20 protein-coding genes are annotated in these 19,214 nt (G+C 38.2%); 10 read left to right on the top strand and 10 right to left on the bottom strand.

The features are described 5' to 3' along the window. Nucleotides 1–31: 31 nt before the first annotated feature. The 7 genes from ACYRYY_RS09665 to ACYRYY_RS09635 all read right to left on the bottom strand — a co-directional run bounded on the left by ACYRYY_RS09665 (nt 32) and on the right by ACYRYY_RS09635 (nt 4,979). Complete coding sequence (locus tag ACYRYY_RS09665) at nt 32–592, bottom strand: peptidoglycan-binding domain-containing protein (protein WP_460215392.1); 561 nt, start codon at nt 590–592, stop codon at nt 32–34. Then, a complete protein-coding gene (hxsC, locus tag ACYRYY_RS09660; RefSeq protein ID WP_460215391.1) occupies nt 585–1,715 on the bottom strand; it encodes a His-Xaa-Ser system radical SAM maturase HxsC in 1,131 nt (376 codons plus the stop codon). Before hxsC ends, ACYRYY_RS09665 begins: the two co-directional genes overlap by 8 nt. Continuing rightward, nucleotides 1,702–3,171, bottom strand: a complete 1,470-nt coding sequence (gene hxsB / locus ACYRYY_RS09655) for a His-Xaa-Ser system radical SAM maturase HxsB (protein ID WP_460215390.1) — start codon at nt 3,169–3,171, stop codon at nt 1,702–1,704. The genes hxsC and hxsB overlap by 14 nt, the downstream gene beginning before the upstream one ends. After that, a complete protein-coding gene (gene hxsD, locus ACYRYY_RS09650) occupies nt 3,161–3,544 on the bottom strand; it encodes a His-Xaa-Ser system protein HxsD (protein WP_460215389.1) in 384 nt (127 codons plus the stop codon). Before hxsD ends, hxsB begins: the two co-directional genes overlap by 11 nt. 222 nt (nt 3,545–3,766) lie before the next feature. Continuing rightward, the gene (locus ACYRYY_RS09645) at nt 3,767–4,132 is read right to left on the bottom strand and encodes a hypothetical protein (RefSeq protein ID WP_460215388.1); all 366 of its coding nucleotides are present in this window, start codon (nt 4,130–4,132) and stop codon (nt 3,767–3,769) included. An 89-nt stretch (nt 4,133–4,221) separates the two neighbouring features. Next, a complete protein-coding gene (locus ACYRYY_RS09640) occupies nt 4,222–4,569 on the bottom strand; it encodes a hypothetical protein (protein WP_460215387.1) in 348 nt (115 codons plus the stop codon). A 14-nt stretch (nt 4,570–4,583) separates the two neighbouring features. Further along, nucleotides 4,584–4,979, bottom strand: coding sequence for a hypothetical protein (locus ACYRYY_RS09635; protein ID WP_460215386.1), 396 nt, complete (start codon nt 4,977–4,979; stop codon nt 4,584–4,586). 144 nt (nt 4,980–5,123) lie between these two features. Between ACYRYY_RS09635 and ACYRYY_RS09630 the strand changes: the two genes are divergently transcribed. From ACYRYY_RS09630 to ACYRYY_RS09610, 5 genes are all read left to right on the top strand, one after another. Further along, entirely contained in the window at nt 5,124–5,438 is a 315-nt protein-coding gene (locus tag ACYRYY_RS09630) for a helix-turn-helix domain-containing protein (protein ID WP_460215385.1), read from the top strand. Between the two features lie 101 nt (nt 5,439–5,539). Continuing rightward, nucleotides 5,540–6,508, top strand: coding sequence for an ABC-three component system protein (locus tag ACYRYY_RS09625; RefSeq protein WP_460215384.1), 969 nt, complete (start codon nt 5,540–5,542; stop codon nt 6,506–6,508). Beyond that, nucleotides 6,447–6,731, top strand: coding sequence for an ABC-three component system middle component 6 (locus tag ACYRYY_RS09620; protein WP_460215383.1), 285 nt, complete (start codon nt 6,447–6,449; stop codon nt 6,729–6,731). Before ACYRYY_RS09625 ends, ACYRYY_RS09620 begins: the two co-directional genes overlap by 62 nt. Next, nucleotides 6,713–8,434: a DUF2326 domain-containing protein gene (locus tag ACYRYY_RS09615; protein WP_460215382.1), complete on the top strand. Its 1,722-nt coding sequence runs from the start codon at nt 6,713–6,715 to the stop codon at nt 8,432–8,434. Before ACYRYY_RS09620 ends, ACYRYY_RS09615 begins: the two co-directional genes overlap by 19 nt. A 314-nt stretch (nt 8,435–8,748) precedes the next feature. Continuing rightward, the gene (locus ACYRYY_RS09610; protein ID WP_460215381.1) at nt 8,749–9,285 is read left to right on the top strand and encodes a hypothetical protein; all 537 of its coding nucleotides are present in this window, start codon (nt 8,749–8,751) and stop codon (nt 9,283–9,285) included. Between the two features lie 30 nt (nt 9,286–9,315). On the opposite strand, the gene ACYRYY_RS09605 is transcribed toward ACYRYY_RS09610, so the two are convergent. Genes ACYRYY_RS09605 through ACYRYY_RS09595 form a run of 3 tightly spaced genes read right to left on the bottom strand, consistent with a single transcriptional unit; the run spans nt 9,316 to nt 12,330 of the window. Further along, nucleotides 9,316–10,497: a cation:proton antiporter gene (locus tag ACYRYY_RS09605; RefSeq protein WP_460215380.1), complete on the bottom strand. Its 1,182-nt coding sequence runs from the start codon at nt 10,495–10,497 to the stop codon at nt 9,316–9,318. Beyond that, entirely contained in the window at nt 10,490–11,926 is a 1,437-nt protein-coding gene (locus ACYRYY_RS09600) for an NAD-binding protein (protein ID WP_460215379.1), read from the bottom strand. Before ACYRYY_RS09600 ends, ACYRYY_RS09605 begins: the two co-directional genes overlap by 8 nt. A 17-nt stretch (nt 11,927–11,943) precedes the next feature. After that, nucleotides 11,944–12,330, bottom strand: coding sequence for an acyl-CoA thioesterase (locus ACYRYY_RS09595; protein WP_460215378.1), 387 nt, complete (start codon nt 12,328–12,330; stop codon nt 11,944–11,946). Between the two features lie 848 nt (nt 12,331–13,178). Here ACYRYY_RS09595 and ACYRYY_RS09590 point away from each other — a divergent pair. The 5 genes from ACYRYY_RS09590 to extO all read left to right on the top strand — a co-directional run bounded on the left by ACYRYY_RS09590 (nt 13,179) and on the right by extO (nt 19,204). Further along, nucleotides 13,179–14,522 (top strand): sulfurtransferase, encoded by a 1,344-nt coding sequence (locus ACYRYY_RS09590; RefSeq protein ID WP_460215377.1) that lies wholly within the window; start codon nt 13,179–13,181, stop codon nt 14,520–14,522. Between the two features lie 23 nt (nt 14,523–14,545). Then, nucleotides 14,546–15,778 carry a selenite/tellurite reduction operon porin ExtI gene (extI, locus tag ACYRYY_RS09585; protein WP_460215376.1) on the top strand — a complete coding sequence of 411 codons (1,233 nt, stop codon included), beginning with the start codon at nt 14,546–14,548 and terminating at the stop codon, nt 15,776–15,778. A 19-nt stretch (nt 15,779–15,797) separates the two neighbouring features. Continuing rightward, the gene (extJ, locus tag ACYRYY_RS09580) at nt 15,798–16,016 is read left to right on the top strand and encodes a selenite/tellurite reduction operon protein ExtJ (protein WP_460215375.1); all 219 of its coding nucleotides are present in this window, start codon (nt 15,798–15,800) and stop codon (nt 16,014–16,016) included. A 106-nt stretch (nt 16,017–16,122) separates the two neighbouring features. After that, nucleotides 16,123–17,979, top strand: a complete 1,857-nt coding sequence (gene extM, locus ACYRYY_RS09575; RefSeq protein WP_460215374.1) for a selenite/tellurite reduction operon c-type cytochrome ExtM — start codon at nt 16,123–16,125, stop codon at nt 17,977–17,979. After that, nucleotides 17,930–19,204, top strand: a complete 1,275-nt coding sequence (gene extO, locus ACYRYY_RS09570; protein WP_460215373.1) for a selenite/tellurite reduction operon b-type cytochrome iron-sulfur cluster-binding subunit ExtO — start codon at nt 17,930–17,932, stop codon at nt 19,202–19,204. Before extM ends, extO begins: the two co-directional genes overlap by 50 nt. Nucleotides 19,205–19,214: the final 10 nt, after the last annotated feature.

The following is a 19,214-nucleotide window of genomic DNA, read 5'->3' as shown; positions in this document are numbered from 1 at the left end:
ACCTTTGTAATTAAGTATTTTGTTGAGATAATTATTTTAAACGCATGAGTGTTAGTAGTGTTTTGCTTGGCACTCCTGTTGGCGGTATAATATTATTTTCAATTTCAAAAAGTTTGATAGCGGAGACTGTTTTGCTGTCCAATACTCCATCTGTCGAACCGATGGGGTATCCTAAACGAATTAGTTCTTGTTGTATTTCGTAAACCAATGAGCCTTCGGAACTGAATTGTTTCAATGGTTTTTGTGTCTCCAGAGATGGTGGTGACACAATATTACTTGAGCTATTATTTCTTGAGGGAGAAATATTGCTTGAAGGTGGAGGCGAATAATACCCACCACCGGAAGATGAATAATGACTGCTATGACTACTGTGACTGCTATGACTCCTGTGGCTGCTATGACTTCTGTGTGCAGCGAGTAAAAGAGTATCATCAAGAGTTGCGGACTGAATAAAAAAATCTTCATGGATAATTTTATCCTCGGTATTATCGTGGAATATTGGTTCGGCGGTTGCAGCATCAAGATGATTTGGCATAAAAGAAGTGAGAATTGCTGCAATTGCTGTTTGTTGGAGTCGTTTAATTTTATTCATTGTACAACCCTCCATCAATTAAAGTATTACATAGATTGTTGTTGAAATATTTTATATTACTGAAAAAGACTCCTCCGCATGTGTTTCTATCAGTGCACTTATCGCAACTAGGTAAAAATCTTACTTTCCAAGGAGAGATAGACTTAACAGCATATAATCGTAAATTGTCAGGCAGAGTACAGCAAGGATGGTTAAAAATAGAAACAGGTATTGAGTGACGCTTAAAAAGTCTTACAGTTTTTTCTAGAATAGTTGAATATTTCCATGGTTCAACTAATAGTTGCTCCATGTTGTCTTTTGCTTTTCCGATAATTTCAATTCCCATAATGGCAACATGCTGTACACAAGGGATATTCATTGATATGAAGTGTGCCCAATCAGTGAGATTTAAATAATTTAACTTGTTTATAACTGTTCTAATCTCAATATGTGCTCTCCCAAAAGAGAGAAGATTAATAGCATTAACAGCTTTCCAAAAAGCTCCTTCCTTCCCTACAAGAACATCATGTACGCTGGAGATACTTGAGTAAAGCGGAATACAAAATGTTGCATAATCTTGACATAGCCAAAGAAGTTTTTCTACTTGTTCAGGCTTATTTATTAAAGTTCCATTAGTAAGAATTTGAATATGTGTTTCCGGATGAAGTGTTCTTATTGTTTTGATTACATCCAGAAATTTATCAAAGAACAGAATTGGTTCTCCTCCTGTTATACCGATGGCTTGTGGAGATTTATCTATTAATTTGATTATATCCATTACCTCATCATAGTATATAGTAGGCTTATTTTTAGGAGCTTGAGGGCACATTATACAGTTTTGATTACAATTCTCTGTGAGTAAGAATGCATTTTCAGAAGATTCCGATTCATAAGCGATTACAAGCCTTCCGTCAGGATGAATAGTGACGATGTCTCCTATTTTCAGCTCAATGCTATTTTGGCTATTCCAAGCTCTTATTCGGTAAATATCAGACTGAATATAGCCGCATCGAATATATATTTCTTCATTTTCTTTTAGAGTATTAAGTAAATAAGATATACCTTTTGAGTCTTTATGGAATGTGTCAACTCTTGCCAGCAGTTCGCTTTCTATGTTTATAGATTTTCCTTTATAAACGGCCATGAGTATCCTCTAAAGCGACTTCTTTGATTGAACGTCTAGTTATCCATGCGGCAAACAAGTCATTGATAAAGTTTTCATCTTTTGAAAGACATTCAAATAGAAATCCAAATATTGCTTTATTCTTTTTACATATTGGATCTTCAGGTTTAAAGCTTATATATTTTTTGATTGATGCATAATTTCTGATAGGATCTGAACCGCAATATGCCTGATAGGAACACCAAGCACAGCCGGGCAAGCACTCGATAATTGTTTTTTTAAGCATATTTTCAACTTTAATAGAATTAAATATATCTTCTCTCGTATTGGAATACACATGCCCCAACATGAACTCATTATCACCATTCATACGATAAAGCATTCGTGATTCATCAGAAGCAAAAATATCACCATTCGTGTCGTATATTATTCCGCTTATTGCAGCTCCGGCTGGAGATTGCAAATCAACAAAACCTGATGAGAACGGTGATAATATTCTAGATAGCAGCATTGATGCATATTCTTCTACAAACTCGATGTCGTTTTTATTAAGCTCGATAATATAGTTCAATGCATCAATATATTTATTTGTAAATTTGGACATATCATAATTCATAAGTTCTTGGTTACTAAGTACATTGCCATAAGGGTTTATTGATCTGATAAAAATTGAATTGAAGTTGTTCTTTATATATTCATCTATAATATCTCTGAGGTTATTTATATTTTTACTATGGACAGTTAATAACGCAGATATATTATTTAGACCCTCAGAACGTAGTGTATTAATGTTATTAACAACTTTTGTATAAGTTCCTGTTCCGTCGTTATTTATCCTACAAGAATCATGTAAAAGCTCAGAACCATCTAATGATATTGAAATATCAACTTTGTATTGCTTGTAAAGCTCTATATGCTCTTTTTTTAAATCGTATAAGTTTGTACAAACAACAAAATCAAGCTTAGTGTTATGTGGCTTGTTTAGAGTTGCATATTCAAGAATGAATTTTAGTGTGTCGAAATTTAAAGAAGGTTCTCCTCCTTGAAACTCAATTTTTATATACGATGTTGAAGAAGAAAAAATAAAATCAACTACTTGTTTAGCGGTATGTAGATTCATATCAGAAGTAGAATTTTCATCCTGAGTAATTGATGATGCATGACAATATTTACAACTTTGATTACATCGATATGTTAGAACAATCATATGAAGTGATGTTGCTTCATATAAAAACCTTTTTTTTGTTCGATATCTTCTGGCATACTGATTTATTAGATCTTCTGAAATGTTACTTGAGAGGAAAAATTTAGTTTCAAGATTTTGATATGGTTCGGAAGTTTTTTCAAGTCGATTGCTAATAAATGCTTGGAAAATAGAATTATCAATAAATTGGAACTCTCCCAGATCATTTGTAATAAGAATTTTTTCACCATATCTAGCAAAGTTAAATGGGAGTATAATATAATTATTCTTCACTTGAGAACTCTTTAATATAAGACCGTATGTTAAGATTAGATTCCAATGCTTTAGCTATTAATAGGTTCCTTAATGAGCCAAACTTGATTTCAAGTTCAATTCGTAATTGGTGATCCAAAATTGACTTATAAAGCATTTCCAGCGAAGCAAATTCAAAATCATTTTCAAGTTGAGTATTGCTTATAATATAATATTCATCTGATTCACTCAGATGAAATATCACCTTCTCAGACAAATCATACATAGCTCTCTGGATAGCCTGTAAGTCATAATGCTTTCTCAATAAAAATAGCTTACCATTTTGAATTTTCATCACGCTGTCTCTATAATTTGGTGAGTTTATTTTATACATTTTACCACAAACATCATCCATTGTAGTGCATGTGTTGTTAATTAATGAGTAAAATGTTTAGTAGATGATTTATTGATTAAATTGATGCTGTAAATTAAAGATACTATGCAACTTGACATACGGGGGGGTAGTTAACTTTATAAGTCAATAATCCTCCGTAGTACGTTCAGACTTAATTATGACAAATACCATAAAGAGTTGCCATGCTCAATTCAAGAAAATATATAACGATTTATCATCATATTAATCGTTGGCTTTAAAGCTCGTATGTTTAATTTCATTTACACTTAAGTCATCATTTAACTTGTATAAATATACATGGTACAAAGAACCTGAAATATTTAATTGCATGTCAGCATCTTGACTAAGCTGATTGACATTTTTATAAGAAGACATCAATGGATAAGAAAGTGTACTGCGGCATACTACTAGAACTACATCTGCTTGTTTGAATGGTACTTCATTCCACCCTTGTTGAGTTCTGATTTCTCTTGCTTTCATTGATGTTGAAACGCTATGGGCTATAGTCGCAACATTTAAGCCTATTTCTGCGTATAAAAAACCACTGCTGAATATAATTATGAAAAATACATTCAAAAAGAATTTCATTGAATACCTCATATCAAAACGTTGTACCATCTTTTAAAATAATTGTTTGTGATTCAAGCTTAGGCTTATAAGATGGAATGCTCTCTTTGTTAGTATGTTGTACAGGTTGTTCTGTTGCCAAAATTATAGCAGTTAGTCCTTGTCGGTGCTTTGATATTGCCCAAGCTATTCATGGCATCACTCCACGCTTGACGACCTAACATTTCTTGATAACGGATCTCTGCCACTTCATTGGCTGTGAGAGGATAAATAGTTTCAACAAATTTATTGTCTTTATAACAATCCGCATATGAACCATTAGGCTTGCAAGAATTATATTGGCACCAGTTTGGATAATAATAGTTTCCATCATTGAATACTTGGAGTTGCCGTCCACAGCACCCTGAAATGATTAAGAACAAAATAAATATCAAATATGAAAAAGCACTTTTTTTCATGAACGTAACTCCTTCTAATTGAACTCAACTTCATCACATGAACCTGTCAGAACCCCATCTTTGCCATCGTATTTATTGTTCCATGTGCCTGTAACAGAATAATCTTCTTCCTTAAATGTCACTGTAATATCATGCAGTGTGGAAGTAAAAATATAGATTCCATTTTGGTAGGTCATGGTACCTGTTTTTGTATAGCTTCCAAAATTATTAGAATGAGTGATTTGTTCAAATTGACCCTTGTCATAGCTCACTTCAAATGTACCAGTATCATCTCCTGTAAATGAGCCGGAGCAGTGAAAATATGAAAGAGGTGAACTGGTATTATTACTATCGCTTCCTCCGTTACTGCCTCCGCATCCAATAAAAATACTTAAAAGCACTGCATAACATAAACTCTTCAAAAATTTCATATTATACTCCTATGCACTAATTTGACTTTTTGAAGTGGGAATTATTAAGGCTTATATAACTCGTATGTGAAGTAATTACAACCCTTATTTGAAATAATGACTTCCTCATTTGTGTAGTACATTGCTTAAAAGATAGGGAATTTAATGGATATATTAGAAAGAATTACTCAACTAAGAGAGGAAAGAGGATGGAGTTCATATAAACTTGCTAAAATGGCTAATATTCCACAATCAACTTTATCAAACCTTTTCAACCGTGAGAATTCTCCGACTATTGCTACTTTAATAGCTATCTGTAACGCCTTTGATATTTCATTAGCTCAATTCTTTTCTGAAGTTACCCATTCCTCGCTGACAGAAGAACAAAACGAATTACTAAAAAATTGGTCGTTATTATCGAAGGGGCAAAAAGAAAAAGTGATGATCTATATTAAAGGGTTGTTACAGGAACAAGTATAAAATAGTATCTTTTTCTTTAAATTAGCCATATTCTTAAGAGTCTTGAGCAGTTATTTTTTTATAATTAGCCACATATCCGAATATTATACGAAGAGGTAGTAATGAATCGAAGCGTTTATTATAATCGTATAACTTATTTACTTGCCACGTTGACCGTAAATATTCATCAGAGAGCCAAAAACAATATTTTGGATTATAATATTCATGCAGAAAGCTTTTATGGAAGCTTTTTAAAGCTTCTGTATAATTGGGATTTCACCAATGCAAACAAAATATTTCAAAATGCAGCAGCTATTGATTTAATAGATGAGAAAAATAAACTGATTGTCCAGGTCACATCTCAAGATACTAAATCCAAAATCAATACAACATTGTCTAAAGAAAAACTGAAAGGATATCAAGGATACTCTTTAAAATTTTTTATTATAACTGATGATGGGAAGGATTTAAAAAGCGGTGAGTATAACAATCCACATAACATAACTTTTGATCCTAAGAAAGATATACTTGATAATGGAGACATACTGCGAGCGATCCTGGCAATGAAAATCGATGAACAGGAAGCCATACATCACTTTCTGAGCAAGGAACTGCGACCAATTGAAATGAATATGGTCAACATGGAATCTGATCTAGTGAAAATTATTGAAATCTTGTCTAAAGAAGATTTAGATAACTGCGAACAAATCAATTTAAATGAATATAACATAGAAGAAAAAATCAACTTCAATCTATTACAAAGAGTTAAAGAGATGATTAATACTCATAAAATATATTACAATATAATAGAAAAAATATTTATTGAATATGATAAAGCTGGTAACAATAAAAGTTTAGCAATAAAGCTTTTATTGAAAAAGAAATATATGAAATTAATGGATAATGAAGAAGATAAAGTGGTTATTTTCTGGACTTTACTTGAAGAAGTCAAAGAATACATAAAAAGTTTCGATGTACTCAATATATCTTTAGAAGAGCTTGATATGTATGTCTCAATATTAATTATTCATGCTTTTGTTTGGTGTCACATATTTGAAAATCCAACAGGGTATACTCATGTTACTACCTGAAACCATACACCCAGATTTATGTGTTTATTACAACGGTTCAAAAGTACTGGAGGTACTTTTGTTAAAAAAACATTTAAAACTGTTAGACCTTTATGCCGAAATTAAACGTACACACAATATCAGCTTATCTCTTTTAATTTTATGTGTTGACTGGTTATTCTTAATAGGGCTTATCAGTATAAATGATGATGGGGAAATAATTTTATGTATATTGAAAGATTAATTATATCAAGCTCTGAAAAAGAAATTCGTAATATTATCTTTCATAAAAACATGAACTTGATTGTAGATAATACACTAGTCGTAGACGATACTAAAACTGGCAACAGCGTTGGAAAAACAACTGTGCTGAAATTAATTGACTATTGTTTAGGTTCTGATGGTAAAAACATATATACTAGCGAAGATGGTAAGATTGTATATGATCTAGTGAAAGACTACTTAATAAATAGTGAGATAGTGGTGACACTAGTGTTAACAATTGATTTTCATGAGGATAGTGAAAAGATTGTTATTAAAAGAAATTTCTTGCCTAGAAAGAAAAAAATATTAACGCTTAATGGCGATACCATCACAGATGAAGAAAAGCTTGGCGAAGAATTAAAAAAATTAATATTTAATAAATACAGTGACAAGCCAACATTTAAACAAATTAAATCACATAATATAAGATATAAAGAACCTGCCTTATCAAGCACATTAGAGACATTAAGTAGATATTCTACCATGCCAGAATATGAAACTTTATATTTATTCTTGCTAGGATGTGATTTTTCTGAAGGCGATGAAAAACAAAGATTAAATACCATTATTAAACAAGAATTAGCATTCAAATCAAGACTAGAAGCAAAAGAGACAAAAACTGGTTATGTTTCTGTTTTAAATCAAATTGAAAACGAGATTAAAGAATTGGAGAACAAAAAAGGGTCATTTAATATAAATGAAAATTTTAACAATGACTTAGAGCGTTTGAATAGTCTTAAAAGAGAGATAAGGCATAAGGGTAGCTTGCTGGCATCTTTGAATATTAAAAAAGATATTATTCTAGAAACACAAGCTGATTTAAACGAAGAAGTCTCAAAAATTGATTCGCAGCAGTTAAAAATGATATACCAGCAAGCTACCGATAAGATTAACAATATACAGAAAAGCTTTGAAGAATTAGTTCAGTTCCATAACAGTATGTTAGCTGAAAAAGTTAGTTTTATAACGAAAGACTTGCCAACGATTGAATCAGATATTGATAAAATAACGAAAAGTCTTGGTGACTTGAAAAACCAAGAAAAAATAGTTACTCAAGAATTGTCCAAAAGTATTGCGTTCCAGGATCTAGAAAAACTTATTTCTGAACTGAATGAAAAGTACAGAAGAAAAGGTGAGTATGAAGGTATTATAGAGCGAATTTCTGAAGTTGAGCAAAATATAGACAAAGCTGAAAAAGAACTTGATAATATCAACAATAATATTTTTACAGAAAGTTTTAAAAGCGTTTTGCAAGAACAAATTAATAAATTTAATAATAAGTTTTCTTTTGTTTCCAAAGAACTGTACGGTGAAAAATTTACTATTAAATTTGATATAGTTGAAGATAAAAAGACAAAAAAACCTGTATATAAGTTTTCTCCAACATTTACAAGTAATCAAAGTACAGGGAAGAAGCAGGGCGAGATAGTGTGCTTTGATATAGCATACATAATGTTTGCTGAAGAAGACCATATCCCTCACTTGAAATTTTTACTAAATGATAGAAAAGAGCTCATGCATGGAAATCAGTTATTAAATATACATAATTTGATAAACAATAAAAACATCCAGTTTGTGGCATCTATTTTGAAGGATAAGTTACCCTCTGAGCTACAAAAAGAAGAGTATTACGTTGTTGAGCTATCTCAGAATGATAAATTATTTCGAATAGAAGTTGAATAGTATTATAAAAAATATTGGTATTTTTGCTGGCACATATCCGAATACGCTATGATTTATATGTTTATTATAAATACCATATGTAACTTTTTTGATTCCGTCCCTGGCACCATTTTGAAATCTACAGGCTTCCAGAGAAATTCTCCGGAAGCCTTTTTTATTTCTCCAATATCTTTCTAAACGATCGTTTGCACCTTCTAATAAAGACCAGCTCCTCACTGAAATAAGAGATCTTTTAAAAAACAAGCAGGCATTTATCCATGATGACATGGATATTCATTTATGCTATTTTGCTTTTATTTAACGGAGGATAATGTATGAAAACAATTCAGCGCTTTATTCTGCTAACTCTCCTTATTTTTGCTGTAACAGCATGCTGGGGAACAGATGAAGACGACGACAACAGTACGTCAGGCGGAAACACCCTAACAGCCATAAGACTGGGGCAAGCCAAGACTCTCAGAGGTAAATACGACATAACGAAGTATGTTGAAACCTATGATAACGGCACTGTTGACAGCAAAAACACAACAAGCTTTCTGGGCGAAATGGAAATTGAAACTCAAACAACAACTAAAACAATGAATTATGCTGTTTCATATATTCTTGACGGCAGAAGCGGTTCTGCATCCGAAAAATTTATCCTGAAAACAGACTCATCAGAAAAACTTCAGATAGACGGAGAGAAAATAAGTCCTGAACCGGAAGAGGTTCATGATCTTGATTCAGAAGAGAACTACTATCTTATAATACAGGTGGACGGGATGGAAAAAACCGGTTCAAGTGCAAAATACGACCTGTACATCAAAGCAAGAAAGATGTCCGATAATCCGGATTACGAAATAAGAGACTGAAAACAGGGGCTCGCAAGAGCCCCTTTCTGCTTAATCCGCAAAATTTTCCTTACTGTAAAGAGCCCTAACTATAGCCTTGCTGAGAACCGGATATATAATAGCCGTCAGCACAGCGCATATAATCAACGAAGCGGAAGTTTCGTCACTCATCATCTCGTACTGCTTTCCGAGGGTAGCGACAGTGACCATAAGAGTGAGCGGGAATGACAAAGCAAACGGAGTCACCATTATTATTTTCCGGGGCAGCGCAGAGAAGAACATGGGAATAACGGAAAGCACTCTTATGCTGAGTAAAACTGCAGCAATGGCAAACCCCTGGGAGACAACTGCAAAGTTTTTAAGATTACTTAAGTCAAACCCAAGACCCACATGTATGAAAAAGACAGGAATGAGAAAACCGTTTCCCACCCCGCTGAAGATGTCCACAATATTTTCCTTTGTGAAAAACAGCATTGAAAAAAGCATACCGCCGATAAAAGCACCGACAATAGGTTCTATATCCATAAAAACAGCAGCAGCCACAAACACAAACATATTAACAAAGTTTGCTCTTATTCCCATTTCAGAGAGATTTCCTGTGGTAGTAAAAATAGCGGCTATCTTCGGAAACCACCATATCATAAGCCTTAAAAGTTTTGTCACGGCATATACAAAGAAAATAAATGCACCTATTTTCAGTATATGTATTCCGGCTTCAACGGTTATTCCATAACGGTAATAAAGAACAGCAAAAGTCAGCCCCAGAAGGCTGAATACTTCACCTATTCCCCCTATAACAAGGAGCGCCTGCCCTTCCTTTGTGCTGATAAGCCCAGTATCCTGCAATACAGGAAAAAGAAGACCTATAGCAACCGTCATATAAGCCACAGCCATAATAGGTTCATCACCAAGCATATAAGCAATAATCAACGAAAAAAACACAATAAGCAGCGCCACTGCCCCGTAACTGGCGAGATCCCGCTTCGGCAGAGTGCGGATGTTCTCAAAATCTATCTCCATTCCGGCAAGATACATAAGGACAAGAAATCCGAGTTCAGCGAGGAAGCCTATGATCTCTTTGCTGTAATGGACATCAGCAAAGAACCAGCCGAGTGCGATGCCAAGCAGAATTTCTCCCACTGCAACGGGGATCATCATACGTTTTGATATAAACGGGGCAAAATAAGCCCCCATACAGAAAGCGAGGAGAATAAAAGCCTCGCTGCTATGCATTTTTCTCTCCCACAGGAACAGCAAGAACACTGCAATCTGCATTGCGGGCAAGTAAATAAGGCACGTTCGGAGCAAATATGCCGATTTTTTCCTTCGGATCAAACGTCAGTACAAGCAAAAGCTTTTCGCCTTCAAACTCCTTGATCCGGCTTAAAGTCTCGAAGACGGGATTCCCCTCTTTCACGGTAAAATCCAGCTTTACTCCTTCGGATATTTCATAGTCTGCCACAATATTTTTTCTGAAATTGAGATATTCAGTCTCTTTCTGCCCCCGCATAGCCTCGGAAGCACATATATATATAATTTCGTATGGTCTTTTCAAAAGCCCCGCAAGCTCTATACCTGTTTCAAGAGCAAATGAAGGGGTCTCCGAGTTGAGGCTTATCAGTACCCTGTCATAGTCTTCATAACCTTTTGCAAAAAGAACAGGAGCCGAAGCCTCTCTGAAATAGCCTTTATAATATAAATCAATGCCGAAAACTCTTTTTTTGGGAATAACAAGAACCCCTCGGTCATAACTGCGGAGGTCTTTGAGACTGGCGATTGTATCTCCTGTTTCAAATTCAAGTTTTCTGCCTTTTATTTCCTCGGCAAGCCCCTTAATTCCTTTGCCTAAATGGGGAATAAGCGTGAGTTTTTTTGAAAGGGTGTTTGTGTGCAGCAAAACTGCCTCATTGACTATCTCAGGATATGCTGCTGAAATATAGACGGACAGAGTCTGCCCGAAACGCAGCGGAAAGTTCGGCACACCCTTGGAGAGTGTATCCACGATACTCTTAACAACCTGCGGATCACCTACGATTATCAGACGGTCACCTATGTTGATCCTGCTTTCCTTGTTCGGAAGAAGTATTTTGCCCTTGGAGTAAATAAGCGCCACGTTCCAGTTGCTGGGACGCAGGTGCTTAAGTCTCACCCCCACAAGGTGTGAGTATCTAAGCACCTGAACCTCAACGATTTCACCTGCACCTTTTCCGATATTTACAGGCCATGCGACATTCTTTTCTATCATGGAGGCAATAATCTCAATGCCGACATTGAGAGGATGGACAATATTCACATTATAGTTATCAAGTATCGAATCATCGTAATTGCCGTATGAAAGAACAATTATCTGCACATCAAGGCTATACACCTCACGGGCGATGCGGCAGCATTCCATAACCACATCAGGATCTTTTATGGTGATTATGATGTTCATAATCTCGTTTGTACTGATCTTTTTCCATGTGACAATGCTGCTTGCATCGCCGTTTATCAGCTCAACGCCTTTAAGACTTTCCCTGACAGAATCCTGATAATCCCTGCGTATATCAACGACTTTAAGCTTTTTTCTCTCACGCAGAAAGCGCACAAGCTCTATCTCGAAATAGCCGAGTCCGAAAATCAGCGTAAACTTTTCCTTAAGCCCGTTAGTAGTTTCTTTCATAGGCAGTTCCTGAATTATTACGGCAGCTTACCGCTCCGCAGTTCCTGATTACCGGGCAGAGGAACAGGCGTTCCGTCCGCATCAATAGCCACAAATTTGACATTAGTGGAGAAAACCTCCACAACTTCTTTTGAACCCGGGGCATCAGCTTCCACAGCCACATTATAACTGACGGATGTCCGCCCTATTTTTTCCGGCAAAACTATAAATTTGAGAATCGAACCGTTTTCGACCCTATGCTTAAAAACAACCCTGTCCATCGATACAGTGACAAGAGAATAACCGGGAAAATCCATGGAGGCGGCAAGCCAGGCTATTTCGTCAATCCATTTCAGCATCATACCGCCAAAAAGATATCCATAGTGGTTCAGGTGTTCCGGTCTTACGAGTACGTAATTATCCATAAAACCTCCGTTCGGTTGATAATATATAGCATGTTTGCAAGCTGCACCGCCATAGCTTATGTTAAAAAGATTGCCCTTGTACCAAAAATACAGATAAATAATATCCGCTGAAAATCATTTAACCGTCCTATATATCGACAATCATAATAATATATTCCCCATCCGTTTTATATGATTTAATCTGTTATTTTATAGTTACTTATGTAAACAACCACAAAACACGACGAGTTATGCACAAAAGCCGGTATCCGGTTAATTCATATTTAACAGACAAAGGGTGAATTATAATTTTACTTCAATAAGTTACATTTTATTCATGTGTTCTTTTGTTCATTAAAAATTATTGTAAAATAAGGAATTTATGCCTATTTCACCTATCGGATCAACATTCACTTCTTTCTTGTAAGTCAAATAAAAAAGCTATCCACACAAACCACATAAGGCATATTAATGAATTTTATATCACCTTTAGCGCTCTTCGTTGTTTAATAACACATAAAAAATTTATTTTTTTTACCTAATCTTTACCCGGAACATTCATGGGCGTAAACAATAAAGTGTATATTATAAATACTTTAGACTAATTCCCAAATATTTAAATATCTGCATTATCCATATTAACCTACATTTTTATTTGTGAGAATTTATTGACATTTCAATCCAACATGCAGATAATCAATCAATAAAAAGGAACGCTTTGTCACATTTTATTTAACATACGGACTAAGCGGAGCCTTCACGAACGTATTTAATTTTTAATTGCCGCTATAGAGAATACCAATAGGAGGTCAACCAACAGCTCTATCCGGCATAAATTCCTGTAAAGCAGCAAAATAACGGAGGAAATTATGAAGTTCTGCAGTGTAAGGAAATTTTATTCTTTCATTTTACTCGCAACACTCACAGCTCTTTTGAGCTTGACCGCGGCTTGCGGCAGTGGCGGCTCGGTCGACACGTCTTTTGAAGCTAACCCCCCTGCCTATTCATGGTGGGAAGGCTACAACACAAATGAACAAGGTCTTGTAGACGCAGCAGTAGTTGCCGCATGGATTGACAACGGCTTCAAAACAGAATCAGGAAGCCCCGTGGTTGTCTTTGACACAATGACCGATTTCACAAGCACAGCAAACAGAATCTATGGTTCAATCTCTAAAGATGTTATCGGAGACTTTAACATTAATGAAACCAGAGCAGAAGGTCCTATCGATCCTACACTCCTTGGGCATAACTCAAGCTCCAGCAACAGCATCAAAGGCGCAAGGGTGGATGCTATAATTCAGGATCTTGGTCTTACTCATGACACTGTACTTGTACTTGCCGGAAACGGCGCTTCACAGTGGGCTGTCTGGAGATTTTACTGGGAACTCGTTTACTGGGGTTTTGATAAATCTAAAATAAAAGTTCTTGACGGCGGCGTAGCAGCCTTAGCTGCGGAAGACGCTTCCCTGGTTGATACAACTTGGCCTGGCTATGACCCTAACGACAGCACATTCAGCGTCAGGGATCTTCCCAAAATGAAACAGTCTGCAAGAGTATCAATGAAACAGGTTATTGACGCTGTGAAAGGCGGCAATGTCGTTATCTTCTCTCAGTCTACAGCAGACACAGGCAGAATTGTTGCTACTGAAAACTCCTTCTTCCTCGGAGCAAGCCAGACAAACGTTAGTGGTCTCTTTAATGATGCCGACACACTCAAAGCAACAATCATAGCTAACATGAACGCTTCATGGGCGGCAGACGGTCTCACCAAAACTGTTTCCACATGGGAAGAAGTTACAGCACTTCTCAAAGGTAAAAAAGTGATTGTTCACTGCGTGAGCGGTTCTTCTGCATCAGCACTTTATATGGCTTTCACGGAAGTTCTCGGAATAGACGTTGCTCTTTATGACGGCTCAAGAAACCAGTGGTACTCATACAGAGCAGGCGCAGCCGATTCTGTTGACCCTGCTGAAGTTGCATTTCAGGCTGTTCTCGGCGAGTACAACACAACTCTTTACAGCATACCAGCCAATACTGTAGGTGTTTCCGACCTTATCGGAAGCTATGATACTGACCCCCGTATAGTGATTGAACACCCCTACACAGGCACAGGTAATGAAATAGCCGAAGAAGACCTTGAATACTTCAATACAAAAAGCACTAACAGCGGTAATGAAGGACTTCAGGACGGCGGCGCATCCGGCGGCTGCTAATTAATTTAAGAGGGAGATAAAACATGAGAAATATAAAATTTTTGACACTTTTTCTGGTTGTTATGCTCATGGCAAGCTCGGCTTTCGCCTTCAAACCCATTGAGGTAAGCGAAGGAAAATACCTGAAATTCTTCTATGAAGGTCAGTTCGGTCTTACCATGAGAAACACAGGTTCAGGCGATGGTAACGAAGATGATACTTCTGACTTCAACTTCAGAAGAAACAGATTCGGCTTCATCGGCACTTACAACGACAGACTCAGCTTTTATGTTCAGACAGAATATATAGATGACAAATCTGTCAACGCTCTTACAGTGAAAGATTCTCTCACTGATGACGAAAACTTCTATGTACTTGACGCTCAGATCAGATACGTACACAACAATGCTTTCAAAGTTACTCTGGGTAAGTTTAAACACAACCTCACAAGGGAAAACCTTGAGGGCTGCTTTACTCCCCTGAACTTCGACCGCTCGCTGTTCGTTGCTGCTCCTTTCAAAACAAGCAGAGACTACGGTGTGACAGTTTTCGGCAACCTTGCCAGCGACTATCTTCAGTACAGGTTTGACGTAATGGAAGGACGTGAATCCGGCGGCGAAGGCGACAGCAGATACGTTCCCAACTCCGGCTTCCGCTACACAGGACGCGTTCACTTCACTATGTTTGATAAAGAAACAGGATACGGCTATCAGGGCTCCTACCTTGGTGAGAAAAAGGTCCTCACCGTGGGCGCTTCTTACCAGTACGAAGCAGATGTTGCCTACAAAGACGCAGTTAACAGATCAGATGAAGTAGACTACAACGCTTACTCTCTTGACTTCTTCACTGAAATGCCCACATCAGCAGGTACTTTCACTCTTTCAGCAGCTTACCTCAACATAGACCTTGATGATCTTGATGAAGGTGCAAACCCTGACACAGCACTCACTGATGATGTTGCCAACGGCATATTCAACGGTAACGCAGGTCAGAGAGAAGGCTACTATGTGAAAGCCGGCTACATGCTCCCCATGGAAATCGGACCCGGAAAACTTCAGTTCTTCGGCAGATATGACAGCTTTGAATACGCTACTCTCAACGGCTATAAAGATAACACAGTTGATTTCTACGCTTTCGGCGCAAACTACTACCTCGCCGGAAACGATATTAAAATCGTAGGTCAGTATTCAATTACCGATTTCGAAGATGAAGTCGGAGCAGATACCAACAGGCAGGATTTCGACACTTTCGAGATGTTCCTGCAGGTAAGATTCTAACATTAAGGAGGAAGAAGAGATGAAAAAGAAAATTACTGTAATTGCACTTGCACTTACACTTGTTGTGGCGGGAGCGGCTTTTGCTGCTGTTAAACAGTCCAAAGGTAAAGTGACCGAGAAAAACGGTACAACAATAACTATCAAACTCGACAAAGACATCGATGTTAAAAAAGGCGACGATGTAAAAGTTGAAGCACTTGGTTCCCCCAAAGGCGGTTTCCAGCTTCAGGGCTGCTAACCGGCTGTTCTTTAAGGTTATATTTTTGGCGGAGCGTCTTTGTACGCTCCGCCTTCTTTTTACCCGTTTATCTTTTAAAAAACTAAATAAATGTATAAGATGATTTATGTTTAGAGCGATACTTTTAACCCTGCCGTTAATGATACTTATGTTTTCCGCAAATGCCTTCACCGCATCAGCCAGAGATGCGCAGTCCTGTACTGTGCCTGAATGCCATGCGGGGATAGAAGACACTTCCGAAAACCATAAACTCGCCTGTACTGAGTGCCACGAAGGGAATCCGAATACAAAAGATAAAGATGCTGCCCACAAGGATATGCTGGGCGGGAGAAACCCGTCAGACCCATCCGTATGGGACAAGGGCTGCGGAAAATGCCACCAGTACCAGCATGACAGAGTGAACACCACCCTCATGTACACAAACGCAGGCATGATCAAAAACGCCCAGCAGGCATGGGATGATTACAAAGGGCAGCACTACAGCACCGCCGGGTCAAAAGGTGTTGATGCGGAAGGCAATCCCGTGGAGTTTCCTTCTGTAACCGAGCTGAAAGAACTGTCCGGCGAGCTTTACCGTAAGTTTTGTTCAACATGCCATGTTGGCTTTGACAAGCTCATCGGTTATCGTTCTCACCATTCCTCAGGGTGTTCAGCCTGCCATTTCAGCCACAGTGTTGACGGCGCATACGCTGGCGGCGATAAAACCATTCAGGGAAAAAAACCTTATCCTGAAAAACATATAATTAATCCGCTGCCGGAGGATGATGTCTGTCTCACATGCCACAACCGCAGCGGACGAATAGCCCTCTCCTACAGAGGCGAATACGACGGCAACAACTCACTCGTGCCCACAAACGGCGGCATCCCCGGACCGGAGCTAATGGACGGAATAAGAAGCATACGCCACATGCAGGCGGATATTCACAAGGAATACGGAATGGACTGCATAGACTGCCACACATCAAGGGATATGATGGGTGACGGCTACCTCTACGAGAACATGTTCCAGCAGCTTGAAGTAACCTGCGAGGACTGCCACGGTACAGAAACAGAACTTCCCAAAACAGCTAAAATAACCAAAGAGAGTGTTTCTCCCCTGCGTGAGTCTCGGCATTACGCAGTCAAGGCAAACTTCGGCGATGAGATGGTGCTTACCTCAAAAGGGCGCATGTATTCAAATGTGAAAAAAGAAGGGGACAAGTTTGTTCTTTACACTAAAAGAAACGGAAAACGCCTTGAAATAAAAACAGTTACTGATACAGCGGATCACATGGTTTACGGTCATGAACGGATGGAGTGCTACACATGCCACTCCAAAACCGTTGTTCAGTGCTATGGATGCCACACAACCTATGACAAATCACAAACAATGATGGACTGGGTGAAGATGGAGGAGACAAAGGGGCTCTTCAGTGAAAAGGAAGACTTCCGCTCGTTTTTCCCCTTCCCTATGGGAATAAACCAGAAAGGAAAAATAGCTCCTGTTACCCCCGGATGTCAGACCTTCCTTACCGTGCTTGATGAAAATGAAAATGTTGTTCTTAAAGAACATATCTTCAATTACAAAGGCGGCAAAAAATTCAAATTCGCCCCGTTTTTCGGACACAACACAGGCAAAAAAGCCATAACCTGCCGCAAGTGCCACTCTGATCTGATGTTTGCGGGCTTCGGACAGGGGCTTGTATCTGTCACAAAGAAAAATATAGACAGCTCATACATGTGCGAGCAGTGTGACAAACCGCTGGATTCGCTTTATACGCTGAAAAACGGCAGAATGTCCGTGACGTCTGACATAGTGCGGGATAAATCCAGAGTGTTCACCCCTGATGAAATAAGCAGAATATTCGATGCCAACCGCTGCATAATCTGCCACGACAAGGGTGATAAAAAAATCTACGGGAAAAAGATAGACTATGAAAAAATACTTTCCGATTCTGTGCATAAGCCTCTTCTTGCTGACTAGCGCAGCATACGGCGAGGTCATTGACACACAAGGCAAAACCTGTACCGACTGTCACAAGGTCACAATCACTGACGCCCATAAGGGTGCGTCCTGCGAATCATGCCATATAAAAAATGACACCCACTATGCAAAAGCAGCCGAGTTCAGAAGCGGAGCCAAGGGCTGCCTCACCTGTCACAAAGGCTATGAGGGCATGCTTAACAGCCCCATGCACAAACGCACGGCGGAGCAGAAGTTCGCACATGAGTCTTACGGCACAAAGGATCCTGCATTTTACGCCAAAAACTGCTCATCCTGCCATGTAAACTCCTGCACAGACTGCCACAAGGGAAAAAGCGTCCATGACATTGTGCGCCCTAAAACAGACACATGCACCACATGCCACAGCGGCTACTACACAGGTATAGAGTATAAAGGGCTTGGAGTCCGTGACGATCACGAAAGATACGGCAGAGGCATAGAATACAACGATGAATACTATGCAAAGATGCTTCCAGATATACACCATGAAAAAGGGATGGAATGTTCTGCATGCCACTCAATGAAAAGTCTCGCAGAAGGCAAGCCTTTCTCCAAAACATGCACAGACTGCCACAAGGTGAACAAAAACTCATCCATAGAGCATTCAATACCGGAACATATGGAAAAAATGGAATGCTACACATGCCACTCGGCATGGGCTGCACAGGAATACGGCACATTCTGGATACGATTCCGCAATACCGAATACGACGACTATTTCCGCTGGGTAAAAACTCCGAATAATGAATATGCCAAAAGCAGCCACACCAAGGACTACACACCGCCTCCCATTGCAATAAACTCACGGGGCAAGTATTCACCCGTGCGTCCGCAGTATGTTGCTTTCTTTACATTTGTGGTCGGCGAAGGAGCAAAAGGAAAAGAGAACGAAATGCTCGCAAATAATTATAAAACTCTTTTCCCGCATACAGTAAGGCGTGAAGTTGTCATGTGCGAGAGCTGCCACAAAAATAACAAGCGCCTGATGAGAGAGACAGAGGAAGAGCGGATTTTTGACCTAAGAAAAGACGGTCTGGAGATTGACAGCTTCCACAACGGAAAAGATTTCAAAGTGACAAACGGACGCTTTATAAATGATGAGGAATACCGGATAATTACCGACGATGATCCCCGCTATCAAAAGCTTTCAGTAAAAAAGTGGAAACAAGTCAGGGATATAATAAAAAATAAATACACAAAATAATGTATATCAG

Source organism: Geovibrio sp. ADMFC3 (genome assembly GCF_054687035.1).
This window is presented reverse-complemented; position numbering and strand designations above follow the sequence as displayed.

Excerpts from the sequence above, each read along its gene's own strand:
- extM (WP_460215374.1), top strand. The coding sequence starts at position 16,123 with ATGTTTAGAGCGATACTTTTAACCCTGCCGTTAATGATACTTATGTTT.
- ACYRYY_RS09640 (WP_460215387.1), bottom strand. The coding sequence starts at position 4,569 with ATGAAAAAAAGTGCTTTTTCATATTTGATATTTATTTTGTTCTTAATC.
- extI (WP_460215376.1), top strand. The coding sequence starts at position 14,546 with ATGAGAAATATAAAATTTTTGACACTTTTTCTGGTTGTTATGCTCATG.
- ACYRYY_RS09610 (WP_460215381.1), top strand. The coding sequence starts at position 8,749 with ATGAAAACAATTCAGCGCTTTATTCTGCTAACTCTCCTTATTTTTGCT.
- ACYRYY_RS09595 (WP_460215378.1), bottom strand. The coding sequence starts at position 12,330 with ATGGATAATTACGTACTCGTAAGACCGGAACACCTGAACCACTATGGA.
- ACYRYY_RS09600 (WP_460215379.1), bottom strand. The coding sequence starts at position 11,926 with ATGAAAGAAACTACTAACGGGCTTAAGGAAAAGTTTACGCTGATTTTC.
- extJ (WP_460215375.1), top strand. The coding sequence starts at position 15,798 with ATGAAAAAGAAAATTACTGTAATTGCACTTGCACTTACACTTGTTGTG.
- ACYRYY_RS09630 (WP_460215385.1), top strand. The coding sequence starts at position 5,124 with ATGGATATATTAGAAAGAATTACTCAACTAAGAGAGGAAAGAGGATGG.
- extO (WP_460215373.1), top strand. The coding sequence starts at position 17,930 with ATGAAAAAATACTTTCCGATTCTGTGCATAAGCCTCTTCTTGCTGACT.
- ACYRYY_RS09625 (WP_460215384.1), top strand. The coding sequence starts at position 5,540 with ATGAATCGAAGCGTTTATTATAATCGTATAACTTATTTACTTGCCACG.
- ACYRYY_RS09590 (WP_460215377.1), top strand. The coding sequence starts at position 13,179 with ATGAAGTTCTGCAGTGTAAGGAAATTTTATTCTTTCATTTTACTCGCA.
- ACYRYY_RS09620 (WP_460215383.1), top strand. The coding sequence starts at position 6,447 with ATGCTTTTGTTTGGTGTCACATATTTGAAAATCCAACAGGGTATACTC.
- ACYRYY_RS09615 (WP_460215382.1), top strand. The coding sequence starts at position 6,713 with ATGTATATTGAAAGATTAATTATATCAAGCTCTGAAAAAGAAATTCGT.
- hxsD (WP_460215389.1), bottom strand. The coding sequence starts at position 3,544 with ATGGATGATGTTTGTGGTAAAATGTATAAAATAAACTCACCAAATTAT.
- ACYRYY_RS09645 (WP_460215388.1), bottom strand. The coding sequence starts at position 4,132 with ATGAAATTCTTTTTGAATGTATTTTTCATAATTATATTCAGCAGTGGT.
- hxsC (WP_460215391.1), bottom strand. The coding sequence starts at position 1,715 with ATGGCCGTTTATAAAGGAAAATCTATAAACATAGAAAGCGAACTGCTG.
- ACYRYY_RS09665 (WP_460215392.1), bottom strand. The coding sequence starts at position 592 with ATGAATAAAATTAAACGACTCCAACAAACAGCAATTGCAGCAATTCTC.
- ACYRYY_RS09605 (WP_460215380.1), bottom strand. The coding sequence starts at position 10,497 with ATGCATAGCAGCGAGGCTTTTATTCTCCTCGCTTTCTGTATGGGGGCT.
- ACYRYY_RS09635 (WP_460215386.1), bottom strand. The coding sequence starts at position 4,979 with ATGAAATTTTTGAAGAGTTTATGTTATGCAGTGCTTTTAAGTATTTTT.